A 15,682-nucleotide genomic window follows, 5' to 3' on the forward strand; every position below is an offset into this window, starting at 1 on the left:
CTAAAGGGGCACGCATGACCGACAAGGCGAAGGTCGACTTCTACTTCGACCCTCTTTGCCCGTTCGCCTGGATCTCCTCCCGGTGGATCCTCGAGGTGGAGAAGGTCCGCGACATCGACCTGAGCTTCCACGTGATGAGCCTCGCCGTGCTGAACGAGGGCCGCGACCTGCCCGAGCAGTACCGGGAGCTCATGACCAAGGGCTGGGGTCCGGTTCGCGTGGCGATCGCCGCGGAGCAGAAGTTCGGCAACGAGGTGCTGCCGAAGCTGTACGCCGCGATGGGCACGCGCATCCACAACGAGGGCAACCAGGACTTCGACGAGGTCATCAAGCTCGCGCTGGCCGATGCCGAGCTGCCGGCCGAGCTCGCCGAGGCCGCGCACTCGACCGAGTACGACGAGGCGCTGCGGGCTTCGCACCACCGCGGCATGGACCCGGTTGGCATGGACGTCGGCACGCCGACCATCCACATCGACGGTGTCGCGTTCTTCGGCCCGGTGCTGACGAAGATCCCGCGGGGCGAGGAGGCGGGCACGATCTTCGACGGTGCCCGGATGCTCGCCGGCTTCCCGTACTTCTTCGAGCTCAAGCGGACCCGTTCGGGTGAGCTCGACTTCAGCTGAGGCCGTCCGGCCTCCTCGGCCGGATTTTTTGTCAGGGGTGCTCGCTAGCGTCTCCGGACATGGCAGATCTTCGCGTCGAAGTCGCAGTTCAGGGGCCCTGGTCGCTGGCGACCTCCAGGGCTTTCTGGGAGGGCTTCACGCCGTCGGCGTTGCCTGAGCACGAGGGCGAGGCGCTGCGGGCGACGTTCCTGGTCGAAGGTGAGTGGCGCCGTGCTGCGGTCTCCGTGACCCAGCGCGGCGCCACTGCTGTTCTGTCCCTGTCCGGCGACGGTGATCTCGACCTGGCGGCGGCCCAGGTGTGCCGGTTCCTGTCGCTGGACGTCGACGGGCGGGCCTGGCCGGAGGTCGCGCTGCGTGATCCGGTGATCGCGTCCGCACAGGCGTCGTTGCCCGGTTTACGGCCGTGCGGCTTCTACTCGCCGTACGAGGCGGCGGCCTGGTCGGTGCTGGCGCAGCGAGTCCGCATGTCGCAGGCGGCCGCGGTGAAGGCTTCGCTGCTGCGGGACGGCGTGTTCCCCGCGCCCGCGGAGTTGCTGGCCCTCGACCTGGACCTGCCCGGCCGCAAGCCCGAGTACCTGCGGGCGGTGGCCGGGGCGGCGCTGGACGGGCTGCTGGACGCGGTGACGTTGCGCTCGATGAAACCCGCGGCCGCCGTGCTGGCGGTGCAGCAGGTCAAGGGGCTGGGGCCGTTCGCGGCCGAGCTGGTCGTGCTGCGCGGGGCGAACGCTCCGGATGCCGTGCCGCACAACGAGTCCCGGCTCACCGACGAGGTGGCTGAGCGGTACGGGCGGCCGTTGGCGGAGGTGTCCGAGGCTTGGCGGCCGTATCGGACCTGGGCCGCGGTGCATCTGCGGGTGCTGCGGGAGCGGCGGCTGGGAGGTGCGATGGCTGCTTCGGGCCGGTGAACGGCCGGCGGTCTGTTCTGCATCGGCGCTGGAGTCGTTGCCTGCGCGGCTTCTTCAACCACCGGCCTGACCACCGCTTCACCCGTTCAGCACCCCGGTCGGCGTGACCCGCGCAAGCAGATGTGACAGTCTGGAGCTCATCAGCGTCAGAAGTGTCATATCCGCCTGGAGGGCTCTCGTGATCGAGGTCGTCAACCCCGCCACCGAGGAAGTCATCGGCACGCTCGCCGAGGGCACGCCGGCCGACGTCGACGCGGCCGTGGCCGCGGCGGTCAAGGCCTTCCCGTCGTGGGCGGAGACCTCGGCGGACGAACGGGCGAAGGTCGTCCGGGCGATCATCGACGGGCTGAAGGAGCGGGCCGGTGAGCTCGCGGCGGCCATGACCTGGGAGATGGGGACACCGCTCACCTTCAGCCAGAAGGTGCAGGTCGCGAACCCCGTCGCCATCGCCGAGGGTGTCGCGGACGTGCTGGAGCGCGGGTACTTCGAGCCCGAGGAGATCGGCAACTCGCTGGTCTTCCGCGAGCCGGTCGGGGTGGTCGCGGCGATCACGCCGTGGAACTTCCCGCTGCAGCAGATGGTCGCGAAGGTCGTGCCGGCGCTCGCGGCGGGCAACACCGTGGTGCTCAAGCCGAGTGAGCTCGCGCCGCACACCGCCGACCTGCTCGCCGAGATCGTCACGGCGGCCACTCCGGCAGGGGTGTTCCAGCTGGTGCACGGCACCGGGGCGGTGGTCGGTGAGGCGCTGGCCGCGCATCCGGACGTGGACATGGTGTCGTTCACCGGTTCCACGAAGGCCGGGCGGCGGGTGTCCGCGGTGGCCGCGGAGACGGTGAAGCGGGTCGCGCTCGAGCTGGGCGGCAAGTCCGCGTGCGTCGTGCTCGACGACGCCGACTTCGGGCGGGCGGTGAAGATCGCGGTCGCGAACTCGTTCATGAACAACGGTCAGGCGTGCAGCGCGTGGACCCGGCTGCTGGTGCCTGCCGAACGTCATGACGAGGCCGTCGAACTGGCCGCGCAGGCCGCGAGGAAGTACACGCCCGCGGATCCGGCCGACCCGTCCACGCGGATCGGGCCGGCGGTGTCGAAGGCGCAGCGCGATCGGGTCGTCGGGTACATCCGCAAGGGTGTCGAGGAAGGTGCGACGCTGGCCGCCGGTGGGCCCGAAGCGCCGTTGCCGCAGGGGTTCTACGTCGCGCCGACGGTGTTCGGTGGGGTGACGCCGGAGATGACGATCGCGCAGGAGGAGATCTTCGGGCCGGTGCTGTCGGTCATGCCGTACGCCGACGAGGACGACGCGGTGCGGATCGCGAACTCCACCATCTACGGGCTGGCGGGTGCCGTGTTCTCCGCGGACACCGAGCGCGCCCTCAGGATCGCCCGGCGGCTGCGCACCGGACAGGTCGACATCAACGCCGCCGCGTTCAACACGAGCGCGCCGTTCGGCGGTTACCGGCAGTCGGGCAACGGGCGCGAGTTCGGCAGGTTCGGGCTGGACGAGTTCTGCGAGGTCAAGTCGGTCCAGCGGTAATTGAGCTGCGAGTCGCGCCGTACCCGCGTATCACTGGGGCATGGCTGACTCGGCGCTGAGCATCCGGACCATCGACGAATCCGACCTCCCCGGCTTCCAGCGGGTGATGGCCTGGGCGTTCCTCGGCGATCATCTGGGCGAGGACAGCAAGTGGCTCAAGGTCATCGAACGGGACCGGGCGCACGCGGTGTTCGACGGCGACGAGCTGATCGGCACCGCCGCGCTCCTGACCCGCGAGATCACCGTTCCCGGTGGCCGTCAGGCGCCTGCGGGCGCGGTGACCGTGGTGTCGGTGAAGCCGGGCCATCGGCGTCGTGGCGTGGCGTCGTTGCTGATGAAGACGCAACTGCACGGCATGCACGAGAACGGTGAGGCGCTCGCGATGTTGTGGGCGTCGGAAGGCTCCATCTACCGCAGGTACGGCTACGGCGAGTACTCGACGAGCATTGCCATGCTCAGGATGCCCACGCGTATGGCGTTCCACCCTGGTGTGCACGTCAGCGACGCACGGATCCGTCAGGTGTCGCGAGAAGAAGCACTGCCCGTCATGCGTGAGTTCCACGAGCAGGTGCGGACCACACGGGTCGGCTGGCTGAGCCGCGTCGAACACACCTGGGACGTGCACCTCGGGGACCGCGAGGCCGACCGCGACGGGCTCACCTCGTACCGCTACTGCCTGCATCCCGAGGGCTATGTGGTGTTCCGGGTCAAGGCGAACGGCGATTCGGGCGGACCGGCCAACGAACTGCACGTGCGCGAGCTGGTCTGCACGACCGAACAGGCCTACGCCGACCTCTACCGGTTCCTGCTGGACATGGATCTCGCCGGGGAGATCTCCTTCTTCACCGCCTGGGACGACCCGATCACGCACATGGTCGACAACCCGCGGAAGGTGCGGCGCGAGGCCTCGGACGCGTTGTGGATGCGCCTCGTCGACGTAGACCGGGCGCTGCCGCTGCGCGCTTATTCGTCCGATGTGGACAGTGTGCTGGAGGTCGAGGACTCGTTCTGCCCGTGGAACTCCGGCCGCTGGCGCTTCACGGTCAAGGGTGGCGAAGCGACGGTGACGCGCACCGAGGAACCAGCCGACGTGTCGCTGGACGTCGCCGCACTGGGAAGTGCTTTCCTCGGCGGCGTACGGCTTTCCGTGCTCAAGCGGGCACACCGCGTGGTCGAGCACACGCCCGGACACGTGGACGCGCTGACGATCGCGTTCCTCGGTGTGACTGAGCCGCACTGCCCCGAGGTGTTCTGACGGAACTCACGGCGGTGGTTGCTCGTTGACGGTTTACCTGGTGTGGGAGGTAAAGCCGTGGGCACCATCGTGTGGGTCGTAGTGCTGGTACTGCTGGTCGCAGGTGTGTTCTACCTGGTCAGCCAGAGCAACGCGCGCAAGGCGCGGGAGCTCGACGACGCCAAGGCGGAAGCCCGCCGCTGGGTCGAGCGGCTGGGTGGGCAGGTGATGAGCCTCACCGGCAGCAACACCGCCTCGACGCAGGCCATGGCGGACGCGTCCGAGCGGTTCACCGCCGCCGGCTCCCAGATGGAGCAGGCCCGCACGATCCCGCAGGCCCGGCTGGTCACCGAGACCGCGATGGAGGGCCTGCACTACGTGCGCGCGGCGCGTGAGGCCATGGGCATGGACCCCGGCCCCGCACTGCCCGAGAGCGCGAGCCAGAAGCGGGCGGGTGCCGTCAGCGAGAACCGTCAGGTCGCCGTCGAGGGCCACCAGTACGCCGCGTCGCCGCACTCCGGTTCGGGCACGCCCTACTACTACCCCGGTGGGATGGTCGCCGGACGCCCGGTGCCGCGTGGCTGGTACTCCGAGCCGTGGTGGAAGCCCGCGCTCGTGGCCGGCGCGTGGGGCGTGGGCACGTTCCTGCTGATGGACGCCATGTTCTCCGGCATGCACGGTGTCGGCGACATGGGCATGGGCGACGCCGGCATGGGAGACATGGGTGACATGGGCGGTGCCGCCGACGCGGGCGACGCCGGTGGCTTCGACTTCGGCGACATGGGCGGTGGCTTCGACTTCTAGTGCGGTGACCACGTCGTGGTCAGCGCACTAGGGCTGACAGGCAGGGCACCAGAAGAGGTTGCGGGCCGCCAGTTCGGTGGTCATGACCTCGGTGCCGCAGACCAGGCACGGCTCCCCGGCACGGCGGTAGACGTACACCTCACCGCCGTGCCGATCCACGCGTGGCGCGCGGCCCATGGCACGGGGCATGTGCTCGGCGCGGACGGTGTTGATCTGCCCGACCTTCACGCCGTCCTTCATCAGGACGACCAGGTCCGCCCAGATCACGTCCCACAGCTCGCGGCTGACCTTGTTGCCGACCAGCAACGGGTTCACGTTGTGCCGGAACAGCACCTCGGCGCGGTAGACGTTGCCGACACCCGCGAGGACGCTCTGGTCCATCAGCAGCACGGCCAGCGACTGCTTCGACCGGATGATCCGCTCGTAGGCGCGGTCCGCGTCGGCGTCGCGGCGCAACGGGTCGGGCCCGAGCCGGTCGCGGATCGCCTTGACCTCGGCGGAGTTCAGCACCTCGCACGCGGTCGGGCCGCGCAGGTCCGTCCAGTGCGTCTCGCCGGCCATCCGCATGCGGACCTGGCCGACGGGCAGCAGGACCGGCATCGGCGACTCGGTGAACGTCCCGTAGAGACCGAGGTGGACGTGCACGATCGCGTCCGGGCCGTAGACGTGGAACAGGTGCTTCCCGTGCGCCTCGGCGCGAACGAGCGTGCGTCCGTCCACAAGGGACGCCGAGAAGCGTCCCTGCGGACTGGTGACGGACACGGGCCTGCCTGCGTACCGGCGCTGGTGCAGCCGCGCGAGGCGGTGCAGCGTGTGGCCCTCAGGCACGGTCTTCGACAGTGCTCTCTTCTTGGGCCATGACCTGGTCGATCCGGCGCTGGTGGCGCGGCTCGCCCGAGAACGGCGTCCTGAGGAACGCCGACACGATCTCGGTCGCCTCCTCGGCGGTGTGCTGGCGGGCGCCGATGCCGACGAGCAGGGCGTCGTTGTGCTGGCGGGCGAGCTGCGCGGTGTCGACGTTCCACGCCAGCGCGGCGCGGGCGCCCTTCACCTTGTTCGCGGCGATCTGCTCGCCGTTGCCCGAGCCACCGATCACGACGCCGAGGCTGCCGGGGTCGGCCACGACCTTCTCGGCCGCGTCGACGCAGAACGACACGTAGTCGTCCAAGGCGTCGTACTCGTGGGCGCCGACGTCGACGACCTCGTAGCCCTGCTCGGTGAGAGCCGTGGACAGGTGGGACTTCAGCTCGAAGCCAGCGTGGTCTGCTGCCAGATAAACGCGCACGTCAAGGAGTCTGACACGCTGGTGGGTGTGTTCAGCCAGGAGGGGTACCAGCTGAGGCTGGAATGGGGGCCCGAGGGCGTCAACGCCCTGCGGGACTGTGACGTGCTGGTCATCGTCGACGTGCTGTCGTTCACGACGTCCGTCGACCTGGTCGTGGGCAACGGCGGCCAGGTGCGCCCGTCGCGGTGGAAGCCCTCGTCGGGAAGGACTCTGCGACCAGCGTCACTAGCCGGGGAGACCGGACTGGTCGAGCTGCCGTCGCCGAACGGCTCGAACCTGTGCTTCCTCGCCGCCGAGACCGGCGCCCACGTGCTCGCGGCCTGCCTGCGCAACGCCACGGCGGTGGCCAGGCGGGCGCAGGCGCTGGGGGAGACCATCGGGGTGATCCCCGGCGGCGAGCGGTGGGGCCTCGACATCCTCAACGCGGGCCCGCGTGAGTTCGGGCCGTTGCGGCCGTGCGTCGAGGACTACCTGGGTGCCGGGGCGGTGCTGGCCGCGCTGACGGGGAGGGCGTCGCCGGAGGCCAGGCTCGCGGCCACCGCGTTCCGGACCACCGACGTCCCGGCCGCGGTGAGGGGCTGCGGGTCGGGACGGGAACTGGTCGAGAACGGCCACTCCGCCGACGTCGATCTCGCGGTGCGGATCAACGTCAGCAGCGCTGCTCCCGTGCTCGTGGACGGGGTGCTGCGGTGATCGAGATCGCGGACGGGATCTTCGTCCGCCGGCACGCCGAACTCGACCTCACGCTCGGTCTCGTCACCGGGGCGGGAGAGTCGCTGCTCGTCGACTCCGGCATGGACTTCGCCCTCGCGCGCGAGGTCAGGCCGTCGCGGATCGTGTTGACCCACAACCACTTCGACCACGTGCTGGCCACCGAGGCGTTCCTGCCGTGCGAGGTGTGGGCGCACGAGGGCTGCGTGGTGGACGAGTCGCTGCTCGAAGACCGCGCCAAGCACTACGACGAACCGTTCGAGGGCACGCTCGTCGCGCCCACGCACACGTTCCGCGACACCGTCACGCTGGACGTCGGCGGACGCCGGGTCGACCTGCACCACTTCGGCCCCGCGCACACCTCGCACGACGTGGTCGTGCACGTGCCGGACGCCGGCGTCGTGTTCGCGGGCGACCTGGTGGAACAGGGCGCTCCCGCTCAGGCGGGCCCGGACGCGACGCCGTCGAACTGGCGCCACGTCCTCGACCTGCTGCTGGAGCTCGAACCGCGGATCGTCGTGCCGGGCCACGGTGACCCGGTCGACGCGAGGTTCGTGCGCGAGATGGCTATCCCGGAGGCCACGTGAGACCGCGTCCACCGAGGACGTGGCAGTGCACGTGGAAGACGGTCTGGCCGCCGTCCCTGCCGGTGTTGAAGACGAGGCGGTAGCCGGACTCGTCGACCCCCTCGGCCTTCGCGACCTGGTGCGCGGTGGCGAGGATCTGCCCCGCGAGCACCGGGTCGACGTCGCCGATCGCCGTGTGGTGTTCCTTGGGGATCACCAGGACGTGCGTGGGCGCCTTGGGGTCGATGTCGCGGAACGCGAGCGTCGTGTCGGTCTCCGTCACGACGGTCGCCGGGATCTCGCCAGCGACGATGCGGCAGAACAGGCAGTCGGTCACAACGGCATCGTATTGGTCCCGATGGACCCTGTTGCCGTTGCTCGCCACCGGCTCATCATGGCGGCGTGAAGGGCGCCAAACTGCTGGTCGTCGTCCGGTGCCTCATCAGCTTCGCGATCGGCGTGCTGCTCGTGGTACTCGCGATCCGCTTCGGTGAGGTGCTCTGGCGGGCCGTCCAGTAGCGGCTCAGCGGACGAAGCAGAACTCGTTGCCCTCGGGGTCGCGCATCACCTGGAAGCTGCCCTTCTCGTCGGTGTGCACGACACCTTCGCGGGTGGCCCCGAGGCTCACCGCCTTCACGACCGCCGCCTCGATGTCCTCGACCTCGAAGTCGAGGTGGAGCCGGTTCTTCACGTCCTTGTGCTCCGGCACCGGCTGGAACGACATCCGCACGCCACCGGGCGGCTCGACGTGCGCCCAGCCGTGCTCGCGGTCCACCGGCTCACCGCCGAGCAGTCCCGCCCAGAACCGCACGAGCCGGCTCGGGTCGTTGCTGTCGAGCACGATCTGTTCGAGCCTCACGTCTCCACCAGGTTCTCTCGGCCCATAGAAAAGACGAGAGGCCGACCCGGTCTGCGCTCTCCGCAGACATGGGCCGACCTCGGTCGCGAGCGGGCGACGGGAATCGAACCCGCGTAGCTAGTTTGGAAGACTAGGGCTCTACCATTGAGCTACGCCCGCATGCCGCCCCTCTGCAGGGGCTGCAATTAATACCTTAGCGGGTGGCGGTAAGCTGAGTGCAACCGGGGCGTGGCGCAGCTTGGTAGCGCACCCGCTTTGGGAGCGGGGGGTCGCAGGTTCAAATCCTGTCGCCCCGACGGTTGTAAGTACAGATCAGGGCCGGTTCTCCTGCTGGGAGAACCGGCCCTGACTCGTCTCCCAGGGTGTTTCGGGAGAATCTGGGGAGACGATCTTGTTCGCTGGGGAGAAGCTTGTCTCCCCAGGTCGCGCCCTAAGTCTGTTGCGGGCGCTGGGGAAGCTTCGCTCCGGGACGTCGCGCGAGCCACTCCATGAACGCGCGGAGTGCTGACGAGCGGTCGTGTCCAATCTCCCCGCACGCCTCGCCGAACTCGGCCCAGAGGTCGTCTTCCACTCGGATTGGGCGCACAGGGGTTTTCCCCTCGCCTCGTGCCCTTGCTGCCATGAGCGCGCCTCCTGTGTGTATCTACACAAAGAGGCTACGGGGGCTTGTCGTGTATGTACACGACGGGCTAACGTGTATCTACACGAAGCGGCCCCCGGCGGTGCGGGAACACCAACCGAGGGCCTTGATCGGACACTGGAGGTCCGACCCATGGACGACCGTACCTTCATCACGACTGCCCCGGACGACGACGGCCTGGTGACCGTCCACTTCGGTGGCGAACAGCCCGCACAGGGCTACCGCATCCCCACGCCCGCCGAGGTCGCCGCGGAGCAGGCCGGCGGGCGTGTGCACCTCACCTACTCGGAGCCCATCACCGTCAGCCACCCGACCGGCTGGACGAGCCCGCCGCGCTGCATCGAGGACAGGGTGATGGCCGAGCAGCTGCGCGACGCCACGAACTTCCTCAGCGGTCCGGACGCGGCCAAGCGGCGCACGTGGACGATCGCGCCGTGCGACGGCTCGGCGAACCGGTGCAGGGGCGGCCGGTGATGACGAGCGCGCAGGAGACGACCAACCAGCCGCAGCAGCGGCGAAGGATCGAGTGCAAGGACGCGCTCGGCCGCGCCCGCACGCTTGAGGTGTTCCTGAACGACGAGGGGCGCCTGTGCTTGTCCGTTCCGGTCGGCGGTTCGGCTCAGCTCGACTGGTTCGACGTCGATGTGCTGTCCGCCTACGTGGACGTGCTGCGGCGTCAGATGCCAGGAACGGGGGCCTGGTGACTGCGGTCCTGGACTCCGGCGCTGACCTCCACGAGCGGGCACGGCAGGCTTACCGCGACAGCAGGGAGAGCGGTAAGCCGCTGTCGGGGCAACAGCTCGGAGAGCAGTTCGGCCGGTCCCGTTCGTGGGCCCGTGACCGAATCGCCGAAGTGCGTGCCGCCGAGAACGTCGCCGAGGTGGCTGCCGCTGTCGTGCCGGTGGCGGCCACACCGGAGCCCGAGCCGGTCGCCGAGGTCGTGCAGACGCTCGCGGGCGGTCGTGCAGTCGCGTGGATCGGGTTCGTGTTCGGCTCGGTGATGTCGGTGGCAGCCAACGTGCTGCACACCTGGCTGCCACTGGCGGACATGCCCGCCGGGTGGACACCGGGCGTCGCCCCGCAGATCGGTGCGGCGGTGTGGCCGATCGGGCTGCTGCTGTCCGTCGAGGTGCTCTCGCGGGTCCCGTGGCCGCGCGGCTGGGCCTGGTCGCTCGCCCGCTACGGCGGCGCCGGCACGGTCGCCCTCGGCTCCGCGGTGATCTCCTATGGGCACCTGCGGGATGTGCTGCTCGCTTGGGACTACGGGCCGACGGGTGCACACGTAGGCCCGCTGGTCCTCGACGGCCTGATGATCATCTCTGGTTTCGCGCTGCTCGCCATGAGCAGCCATGACAAGACGGCGAAGCGATGACTCCCGCAGGCGAGATGCGCGAGGCTCTTCGAGCCGGACGCCTTGCAGCACAGGAGAAGCGGTCGCCCGCGAACCCGTACAACGGGACCGGTGCGACCGCTCGTGAGCGCGTGCTTACCCGCATGTGGCGAACCGGCTACTCCGCAGGAAACCTGGCGCGGGTCGATCCGGCCGGCTGACCGGGAAGGCACGACGACCATCAACGAGCCTTCCCGGTGCGGTGCCCTACTTGGACACCGCGGCCCCGCCGCCGTGCGGCTGATTCGGGTACTTGCACCAGGCGTAAGCCTCGGCCAACTGCGCGATGCTGTGTCCAGAGTTCATCTTGGGAGCGAGGACGGCGATCTGCTTCAGCAGCGCCGCCCTCGCCTGGTCGGCAAGCGCGCCGACGTCTTCCTGTTCGGTGGTCATGTTCTCGCAGACGGCTGACGACATCTGAGGTTGCGCGTCGGGGACGCGTTCATCCGATCGTGCGGCATGTCGGCTGAGCCAGCTCTTGAGGTGAACTGGCGGCGGCCAGGCGACTAGTGACGTCGGAGCGAGAAGTACAGCGAGTTGGTGCCGCACCGCTGAACTGAGCGGGGGAGCAGCAGCGACGAGCTTGGCTACGTAGGCGTCGAGTGCAGGATTCGGGGGTGGGACGGCCATCCCCGGATCCTGTCGCTCTGTCGGGCGTCTCGCGCGGGGAGATCAAGCACTCGGTGGAAGTTCACTCGCCAGGCGCAGCAGCAGGGTTCGCGCGGCGTCACCTTCGACGGCCGCGGACCACAAGAGGTCGGTCACCTTGCCGTAGGTGGCGACCTCGTCAGGATCGGTGATGCGCAGCTCGGCCGTCACGGTCTCGACCATCACGACCTGGTCGACGATCCAGTAGCCGTGCATGAGCATGTACGGCAGGCGCACGTGCGCGGGCAGAATCCCGAACCGCACGTTCGGCGTGCCGATGGCGGCGACCAGGCGGTGAATCTGGCCGGCCATCACGTCCGGTGGCGCGACCGGGTGCAGAAGCGCGGACTCGGTCACGAGGATCTCGATCGTGCGGCCAGGCTCGTAGAGGACCTGCTGGCGGCGCATCCGGGTGCGGACCGCTTCGGCGATGTCCTGTCCGCCGCCGTGGACGTTGGCGTGAACGAGCAGCACGTGACGGGCGTACTCGGGCGTCTGCAACAGGCCAGGAACGACACCGACGTCCACGGCGCGGATGACCTTGGTCTTCGCGTCGAGTTCGATCGCGAGTTCCTGCCGGGCCTTGTGGCCTCCGCGCACCTGGGCCTTCCACGTGCGGTACGCGTCGTGGACGGCAGCGAGTTCGGTGCGAAGCTCGTCCGCCACGTCTTCGGGTGGACGCATGCCGGCGAGCCATGCTTCAAGGTCAGCTTCGCTCGCCGGCTGTCGGCCGTTCTCCACCTTGCTGAGCTTCGGTGCGTTCCAGCCGATGCGCGCGGCCAACTCCTTGGCTTCGAGGCCGGCGGCTTCACGCAGCTTCCGGAGCCGCTCGCCGAACTCCTCCTTGCGCTTCTCGAAGGTGGTAGCCACGTCTCTCCGTCATCGGCTCGCGAAGTACTCCCTGAACGGCACCGCATCCTTCCATGCCCGGTCGCGAATTTCGCGAAACCGCTCGACGTCCTGTGGCGAGGTCACCGCGTCGGCGTAGCGGAAGCCGTTCTCGTCGAAGTGCATCACCGCGGCGAGCTCGTCATCGAGCAGCCAGAAGTCCTGCTCAGGGAGGTCGAGCTCGCGGGCGCGATCGAGCGTCATCACGCGGATGTCCTCGCCCGCGTCGATGTTGTGTTGGGTGAACGACAGCTCGAACCGCAGATAGTCGGTGAGTGGCTCGGTCAGCACCCGGATCCGGCCGTACCGCTTGCCCGCCTTGACGTTCGTCTCGACTGTCGCCCACCAGCCGCGCATGAACGACAGGTCCGGTTCGTCCCCGGCGAGGAACTGGCGGAGCGCCTCCTGCTCCTCGGGCTCGCGGTAAACGCCCTGGGCTTCCCATCTCCATGCCGAGTGTTGGAAGTCGCGCAGGGCATCTGACCAGGCGTCGCCGATGAGGTGCTCGAGCATCAGGCGCCGTCCTTGGGGGCGAAGCTGAGCAGCGCGGCGGGGATCTCGACGGCCGTCTCGTGATCGGGCAGGCCGCGGGCGCGCAGGGTCGCCAGCGCGTCGGGGTCCGTGATCTTTTCGCCCTGCACGACGTAGGTACCGCGGTCGGTCTTGTACAGGTTGGGGCAGTTGCCGCCGCCGGACGTGGTGCCCAAGAACGTGAGTTCCATCTGGTGAGCCCTTTCTCGCGTGCCGCGACTTGCGGCAACTGCGATCGAACCGCGCCCCAAGCCCTAGCCGCTTGCCCCAATTGGGTGGTAGAGCGTGTCAGTTTCTCGAAATTCTTGAGAGTTGCGCAGCGAGCGGGCAGGCTGACGCCCGTGCCAAGCCCCACAGCAGGGCTGACCCGATCTGCAAGGAGGTGCTCATGGAAGCGGAGTGGGCCCGGATCTCCGGCAAGGACGCGTTCGGTCGGCCAGCAGCCTTGCTCGCTGAGCCGCGCAACAGCGGCACCAGAGTCCTCGTCTCCACACCTCCCGCCGGCGTGCTGCTCGATCACCACGAACTCGATCTCCTGATCGAACGGCTCGGCCACCTGCGCAACGGCATGCCCGGTACGCGGAATGCCTAAGCCGACCCGTGAGTCCACCGGCCGTTCTCCAGAGCGGCCGGACATGCGCGGCGGGAGGCTGGCTTCGAGGATCGTTCGGAGCACAACCCCCGTCGCGCCCACAGGACTGGCGTCAACCCCCGAACAGGACGCGCGAGCGCGGGCGTCCTGTTGCGTCAGTACGGCGCGGTGCCCCGAGTTGGCGACCTTCCGCTCGAGGCACCGCGCCCACCACTCCCACAAACCCCGGCGCGGCGGCGCGCCGGGCCGCACGGCTGGACGTGCGTGCGCGGCCAGAGCCGGCCGCAGCACCTGCCGCCGTGCCGGCGTGGCACCGCGAGCCTTCATCTCGCGGTGCCACGCCCCTCTCCTCCGGAAGGAACCGGTGAGGCAATGAACATCGGCCTGTTCGTCGATGGCATAAGCACGTTCGTGGTCGTGTGGGGTGGACTCGCGTGGGGGCACCACATCACGTGCGACTGCCGCAGCTGCCCGCGTGGCCGGATCAACGTGTGGGCGCGGTCGGCTCGATTCCTGCCTGGGAGGCCGTGATGGGCGACGTGTGGGGTCCGACGAGCGTCACCGTCACGCGCAGCGCCGAGGGCGCCGACGAGGCGGTGCGGTGCAGCTTCTGCGGCGGGGTCTTCAGCCGTCCCAAAGAGAGCGGCCTCGGCCACGCGGCGGCCGTCAGCTCCACGCTGTCGGCGGCCGGCCCTGGTTCGAGCTCGGCGAGGACCTGGCCCTCGTCGACGGCGGCGAACGCCGAGGGGGTGCCTTGCCCGCCCGACGCCGAGGTCACCACCGTGGAGAAGGCGAACCGGTGGAAGCGCCGATGACGGCGGCCACGACCGGCCGACATCGCGGAGGACGTCCCCTCGCCGAGCTGCTCGACGAAGCCGCCGCCGAGGACTGGGACACCAGCCTCCTGTCAGTGCACGCGCGCCGTCACCGGCCGTACGTCGCGATACCAACCTTCCCGAGCCGGTGGAAGTGGACGGGCAACCTCCACGACACCTCCAGAGGATCGAGTGTTAACGGCAGTCGGTGACGTCGCCGCGACCTACTGCTCGTGCGGCGCCCGCGTACTAGGGGTGAATCGGTACGCGGGGCCTCACCTTGTGGCATGGCTTCATGGGGTGATCAGGCGTGACGGCGCGTGTTTTTCTTGGTCCGAAAGGGTTGCAGGCTAGATCGAGCAGTAGCGCGCAACGTCCTGATGACCGATGACCTATACGAGCGCCCAAATCCGGGCACATCACCAGGGGGAGAAGTGGACAGAAAACAGGTCAGCATGTTGACCGCGGCCGGTCTCGCCGTCGCCACGCTATGCGCGGGCGTGGCTCTCGCGTTCTCCGGCAACGACGACCAGCAGCCCGCGCGGGACACGCTCCCGGTTGGACAGCTCGTCGACGTGCCCGTGTCGAGCACGCCGAGCAGCAACGCGGTGACGAGCTTGAGCAGCCCCGAGAGCGTCCCGCCGGTGGCGCCGCAGAAGCCAGCGACGCCCCCGGTACAGCAGGCTCAGGACGATCCGGCACCGACTACTCCGGCCGTCAGCCCGCCGGCTGATCCGCCTGCCCCTGAACCGCAGCCGGGCGACCCGCCGCGTCCTGCGGATCCGACACCAACGACGTCGATCCCGGTTCGCTGCCTGGGGCCACAGGACACGACACCTGGGTGTATTCGGTAGGAGGCAGCACGCCGCCGTCCTCGGCCCGCTGCTCGCCCTGCATGAGCGGGGCGAGCATCTCGGCCGGCATCGGCGGGTCGGGCACTGGCGATGGCGCGGTCACGACTGGATTCCTCCTGCCTCGCGGATGTGGGCGGTGATGGAGCCTGCGCCGGAAGCCACGCGGCCCTGCACGTCGAGATTCAGCGGGGCCATGTGGGAGCCCGTCACCGCGAACGTCGCGTACGCGATCGTGAGGACCCCGTTGGCGATGGCTCCGGACGCCAGCGTCACGCCGTCCTGCTGGACCCGCCACTCGCCCGTGGTTCCGACCGTCGCGCCGACCCGCAGCGTCATGTTCACCCGCGGGTGTTGCTTGTAGTAGCGCACCTCGTCGAGCGTTACGAATGACCCTGAGGTGGTCTTCGGCATGACGTTCCAGTCGGTCTGCCCGTGAGGAAGCGGCAGATACGGACGCGCGAGACCTTGACCAGAGAACGCGTCGTCAGCGACCACCTGGTTCTGTGCTCCATCGGTGAGCGCCCAGTACTGCTGGCCAGGGCCCGCGAAGTACGTGTAGAGCACGGGCGCTCCACCTTCGCGGCGAAGGAGGGCAACCTGCCGGCCTTCGGAGTCGGGTCCGAAGTACATGATCTCTACGCCGTTGTCGTCGACCATGCGGAAGAACGCGTCGTCGAGCAGCGTCAGCCCGCCCTTACGGATCACCGCAGAGCTGAGACCGACCTTCTTGTAGACCTCCGTGACCCGTTGCTCAAGCCTCTTGATCCGGTCGACGATGTTGCTCGGGTGCAGCTCCAGACCCATGC

General features: G+C 69.0%; 23 protein-coding genes and 2 tRNA genes. 13 read left to right on the forward strand and 12 right to left on the reverse strand.

Annotation, left to right across the window (positions count from 1 at the left end; translation table 11 throughout):
- Window positions 1-14: 14 nt before the first annotated feature.
- The 5 genes from IG04_RS0126025 (at window position 15) to IG04_RS0126045 (ending at window position 5,097) form a co-directional block, all read left to right on the forward strand.
- On the forward strand, window positions 15-623 hold the full coding sequence (locus IG04_RS0126025; protein ID WP_030479343.1) for a mycothiol-dependent nitroreductase Rv2466c family protein: 609 nt from the start codon (window positions 15-17) through the stop codon (window positions 621-623).
- A gap of 59 nt (window positions 624-682) precedes the next feature.
- Complete coding sequence (locus IG04_RS0126030; protein WP_030479344.1) at window positions 683-1,528, forward strand: DNA-3-methyladenine glycosylase family protein; 846 nt, start codon at window positions 683-685, stop codon at window positions 1,526-1,528.
- Window positions 1,529-1,706: 178 nt separating this feature from the next.
- Complete coding sequence (locus tag IG04_RS0126035) at window positions 1,707-3,059, forward strand: aldehyde dehydrogenase family protein (RefSeq protein WP_036015914.1); 1,353 nt, start codon at window positions 1,707-1,709, stop codon at window positions 3,057-3,059.
- 40 nt (window positions 3,060-3,099) lie between these two features.
- Window positions 3,100-4,314 (forward strand): GNAT family N-acetyltransferase, encoded by a 1,215-nt coding sequence (locus IG04_RS0126040; RefSeq protein WP_030479346.1) that lies wholly within the window; start codon window positions 3,100-3,102, stop codon window positions 4,312-4,314.
- Between the two features lie 57 nt (window positions 4,315-4,371).
- Window positions 4,372-5,097, forward strand: a complete 726-nt coding sequence (locus IG04_RS0126045) for a hypothetical protein (protein ID WP_030479347.1) — start codon at window positions 4,372-4,374, stop codon at window positions 5,095-5,097.
- A 27-nt stretch (window positions 5,098-5,124) separates the two neighbouring features.
- Here the strand turns inward: IG04_RS0126045 and IG04_RS0126050 are convergent, their stop codons facing one another.
- The gene (locus tag IG04_RS0126050; protein WP_030479348.1) at window positions 5,125-5,925 is read right to left on the reverse strand and encodes an Fpg/Nei family DNA glycosylase; all 801 of its coding nucleotides are present in this window, start codon (window positions 5,923-5,925) and stop codon (window positions 5,125-5,127) included.
- A complete protein-coding gene (locus IG04_RS0126055) occupies window positions 5,918-6,382 on the reverse strand; it encodes a ribose-5-phosphate isomerase (protein ID WP_030479349.1) in 465 nt (154 codons plus the stop codon). The genes IG04_RS0126050 and IG04_RS0126055 overlap by 8 nt, the downstream gene beginning before the upstream one ends.
- Window positions 6,383-6,409: 27 nt before the next feature.
- Here IG04_RS0126055 and IG04_RS0126060 point away from each other — a divergent pair, with 27 nt between their 5' ends.
- Together IG04_RS0126060 and IG04_RS0126065 are read left to right on the forward strand one after the other, a co-directional pair.
- On the forward strand, window positions 6,410-7,075 hold the full coding sequence (locus IG04_RS0126060) for a 2-phosphosulfolactate phosphatase (protein WP_030479350.1): 666 nt from the start codon (window positions 6,410-6,412) through the stop codon (window positions 7,073-7,075).
- A complete protein-coding gene (locus IG04_RS0126065) occupies window positions 7,072-7,680 on the forward strand; it encodes an MBL fold metallo-hydrolase (protein ID WP_030479351.1) in 609 nt (202 codons plus the stop codon). Before IG04_RS0126060 ends, IG04_RS0126065 begins: the two co-directional genes overlap by 4 nt.
- Here IG04_RS0126065 and IG04_RS0126070 read toward each other — a convergent pair.
- From IG04_RS0126070 to IG04_RS0126085, 3 genes are all read right to left on the reverse strand, one after another.
- Entirely contained in the window at window positions 7,661-7,996 is a 336-nt protein-coding gene (locus IG04_RS0126070) for a histidine triad nucleotide-binding protein (RefSeq protein WP_030479352.1), read from the reverse strand. The two genes, IG04_RS0126065 and IG04_RS0126070, sit on opposite strands and share 20 nt — an antisense overlap.
- Before the next feature lie 186 nt (window positions 7,997-8,182).
- Window positions 8,183-8,518, reverse strand: a complete 336-nt coding sequence (locus IG04_RS0126080) for a VOC family protein (protein ID WP_030479353.1) — start codon at window positions 8,516-8,518, stop codon at window positions 8,183-8,185.
- A gap of 88 nt (window positions 8,519-8,606) precedes the next feature.
- A tRNA-Gly gene (locus IG04_RS0126085) sits at window positions 8,607-8,677 on the reverse strand.
- Between the two features lie 63 nt (window positions 8,678-8,740).
- Between IG04_RS0126085 and IG04_RS0126090 the strand changes: the two genes are divergently transcribed.
- The 5 genes from IG04_RS0126090 (at window position 8,741) to IG04_RS46680 (ending at window position 10,709) form a co-directional block, all read left to right on the forward strand.
- Window positions 8,741-8,814 (forward strand) — tRNA-Pro (locus tag IG04_RS0126090).
- Between the two features lie 476 nt (window positions 8,815-9,290).
- Window positions 9,291-9,632: a hypothetical protein gene (locus tag IG04_RS0126095; RefSeq protein ID WP_030479354.1), complete on the forward strand. Its 342-nt coding sequence runs from the start codon at window positions 9,291-9,293 to the stop codon at window positions 9,630-9,632.
- The gene (locus IG04_RS0126100; RefSeq protein ID WP_157512999.1) at window positions 9,632-9,862 is read left to right on the forward strand and encodes a hypothetical protein; all 231 of its coding nucleotides are present in this window, start codon (window positions 9,632-9,634) and stop codon (window positions 9,860-9,862) included. The genes IG04_RS0126095 and IG04_RS0126100 overlap by 1 nt, the downstream gene beginning before the upstream one ends.
- A complete protein-coding gene (locus IG04_RS44265) occupies window positions 9,859-10,530 on the forward strand; it encodes a DUF2637 domain-containing protein (protein ID WP_051770708.1) in 672 nt (223 codons plus the stop codon). The genes IG04_RS0126100 and IG04_RS44265 overlap by 4 nt, the downstream gene beginning before the upstream one ends.
- Entirely contained in the window at window positions 10,527-10,709 is a 183-nt protein-coding gene (locus IG04_RS46680) for a hypothetical protein (protein ID WP_144065734.1), read from the forward strand. Before IG04_RS44265 ends, IG04_RS46680 begins: the two co-directional genes overlap by 4 nt.
- Before the next feature lie 46 nt (window positions 10,710-10,755).
- On the opposite strand, the gene IG04_RS0126110 is transcribed toward IG04_RS46680, so the two are convergent.
- The 4 genes from IG04_RS0126110 to IG04_RS0126125 all read right to left on the reverse strand — a co-directional run bounded on the left by IG04_RS0126110 (window position 10,756) and on the right by IG04_RS0126125 (window position 12,806).
- On the reverse strand, window positions 10,756-10,941 hold the full coding sequence (locus tag IG04_RS0126110; RefSeq protein ID WP_144065733.1) for a hypothetical protein: 186 nt from the start codon (window positions 10,939-10,941) through the stop codon (window positions 10,756-10,758).
- A 279-nt stretch (window positions 10,942-11,220) separates the two neighbouring features.
- The gene (locus IG04_RS0126115; protein WP_030479358.1) at window positions 11,221-12,066 is read right to left on the reverse strand and encodes a helix-turn-helix domain-containing protein; all 846 of its coding nucleotides are present in this window, start codon (window positions 12,064-12,066) and stop codon (window positions 11,221-11,223) included.
- Window positions 12,067-12,075: 9 nt separating this feature from the next.
- A complete protein-coding gene (locus IG04_RS0126120; RefSeq protein WP_051770710.1) occupies window positions 12,076-12,597 on the reverse strand; it encodes a DUF6879 family protein in 522 nt (173 codons plus the stop codon).
- Window positions 12,597-12,806 (reverse strand): hypothetical protein, encoded by a 210-nt coding sequence (locus tag IG04_RS0126125; protein WP_030479360.1) that lies wholly within the window; start codon window positions 12,804-12,806, stop codon window positions 12,597-12,599. Before IG04_RS0126125 ends, IG04_RS0126120 begins: the two co-directional genes overlap by 1 nt.
- Before the next feature lie 197 nt (window positions 12,807-13,003).
- On the opposite strand from IG04_RS0126125, the gene IG04_RS0126130 reads away from it, so the two are divergent.
- The gene (locus IG04_RS0126130; RefSeq protein ID WP_030479361.1) at window positions 13,004-13,207 is read left to right on the forward strand and encodes a hypothetical protein; all 204 of its coding nucleotides are present in this window, start codon (window positions 13,004-13,006) and stop codon (window positions 13,205-13,207) included.
- A 484-nt stretch (window positions 13,208-13,691) separates the two neighbouring features.
- On the opposite strand, the gene IG04_RS0126135 is transcribed toward IG04_RS0126130, so the two are convergent.
- The 3 genes from IG04_RS0126135 to IG04_RS0126145 all read right to left on the reverse strand — a co-directional run bounded on the left by IG04_RS0126135 (window position 13,692) and on the right by IG04_RS0126145 (window position 15,680).
- Entirely contained in the window at window positions 13,692-14,045 is a 354-nt protein-coding gene (locus tag IG04_RS0126135; RefSeq protein ID WP_030479362.1) for a hypothetical protein, read from the reverse strand.
- A 694-nt stretch (window positions 14,046-14,739) separates the two neighbouring features.
- On the reverse strand, window positions 14,740-14,979 hold the full coding sequence (locus IG04_RS48680) for a hypothetical protein (RefSeq protein ID WP_144065732.1): 240 nt from the start codon (window positions 14,977-14,979) through the stop codon (window positions 14,740-14,742).
- Window positions 14,976-15,680 (reverse strand): hypothetical protein, encoded by a 705-nt coding sequence (locus IG04_RS0126145; RefSeq protein ID WP_030479364.1) that lies wholly within the window; start codon window positions 15,678-15,680, stop codon window positions 14,976-14,978. Before IG04_RS0126145 ends, IG04_RS48680 begins: the two co-directional genes overlap by 4 nt.
- Window positions 15,681-15,682 lie beyond the last annotated feature (2 nt).

Origin of the sequence: Lentzea albidocapillata, assembly GCF_000719115.1 — a bacterium.
Classification (GTDB): Bacteria; Actinomycetota; Actinomycetes; order Mycobacteriales; family Pseudonocardiaceae; genus Lentzea; species Lentzea albidocapillata.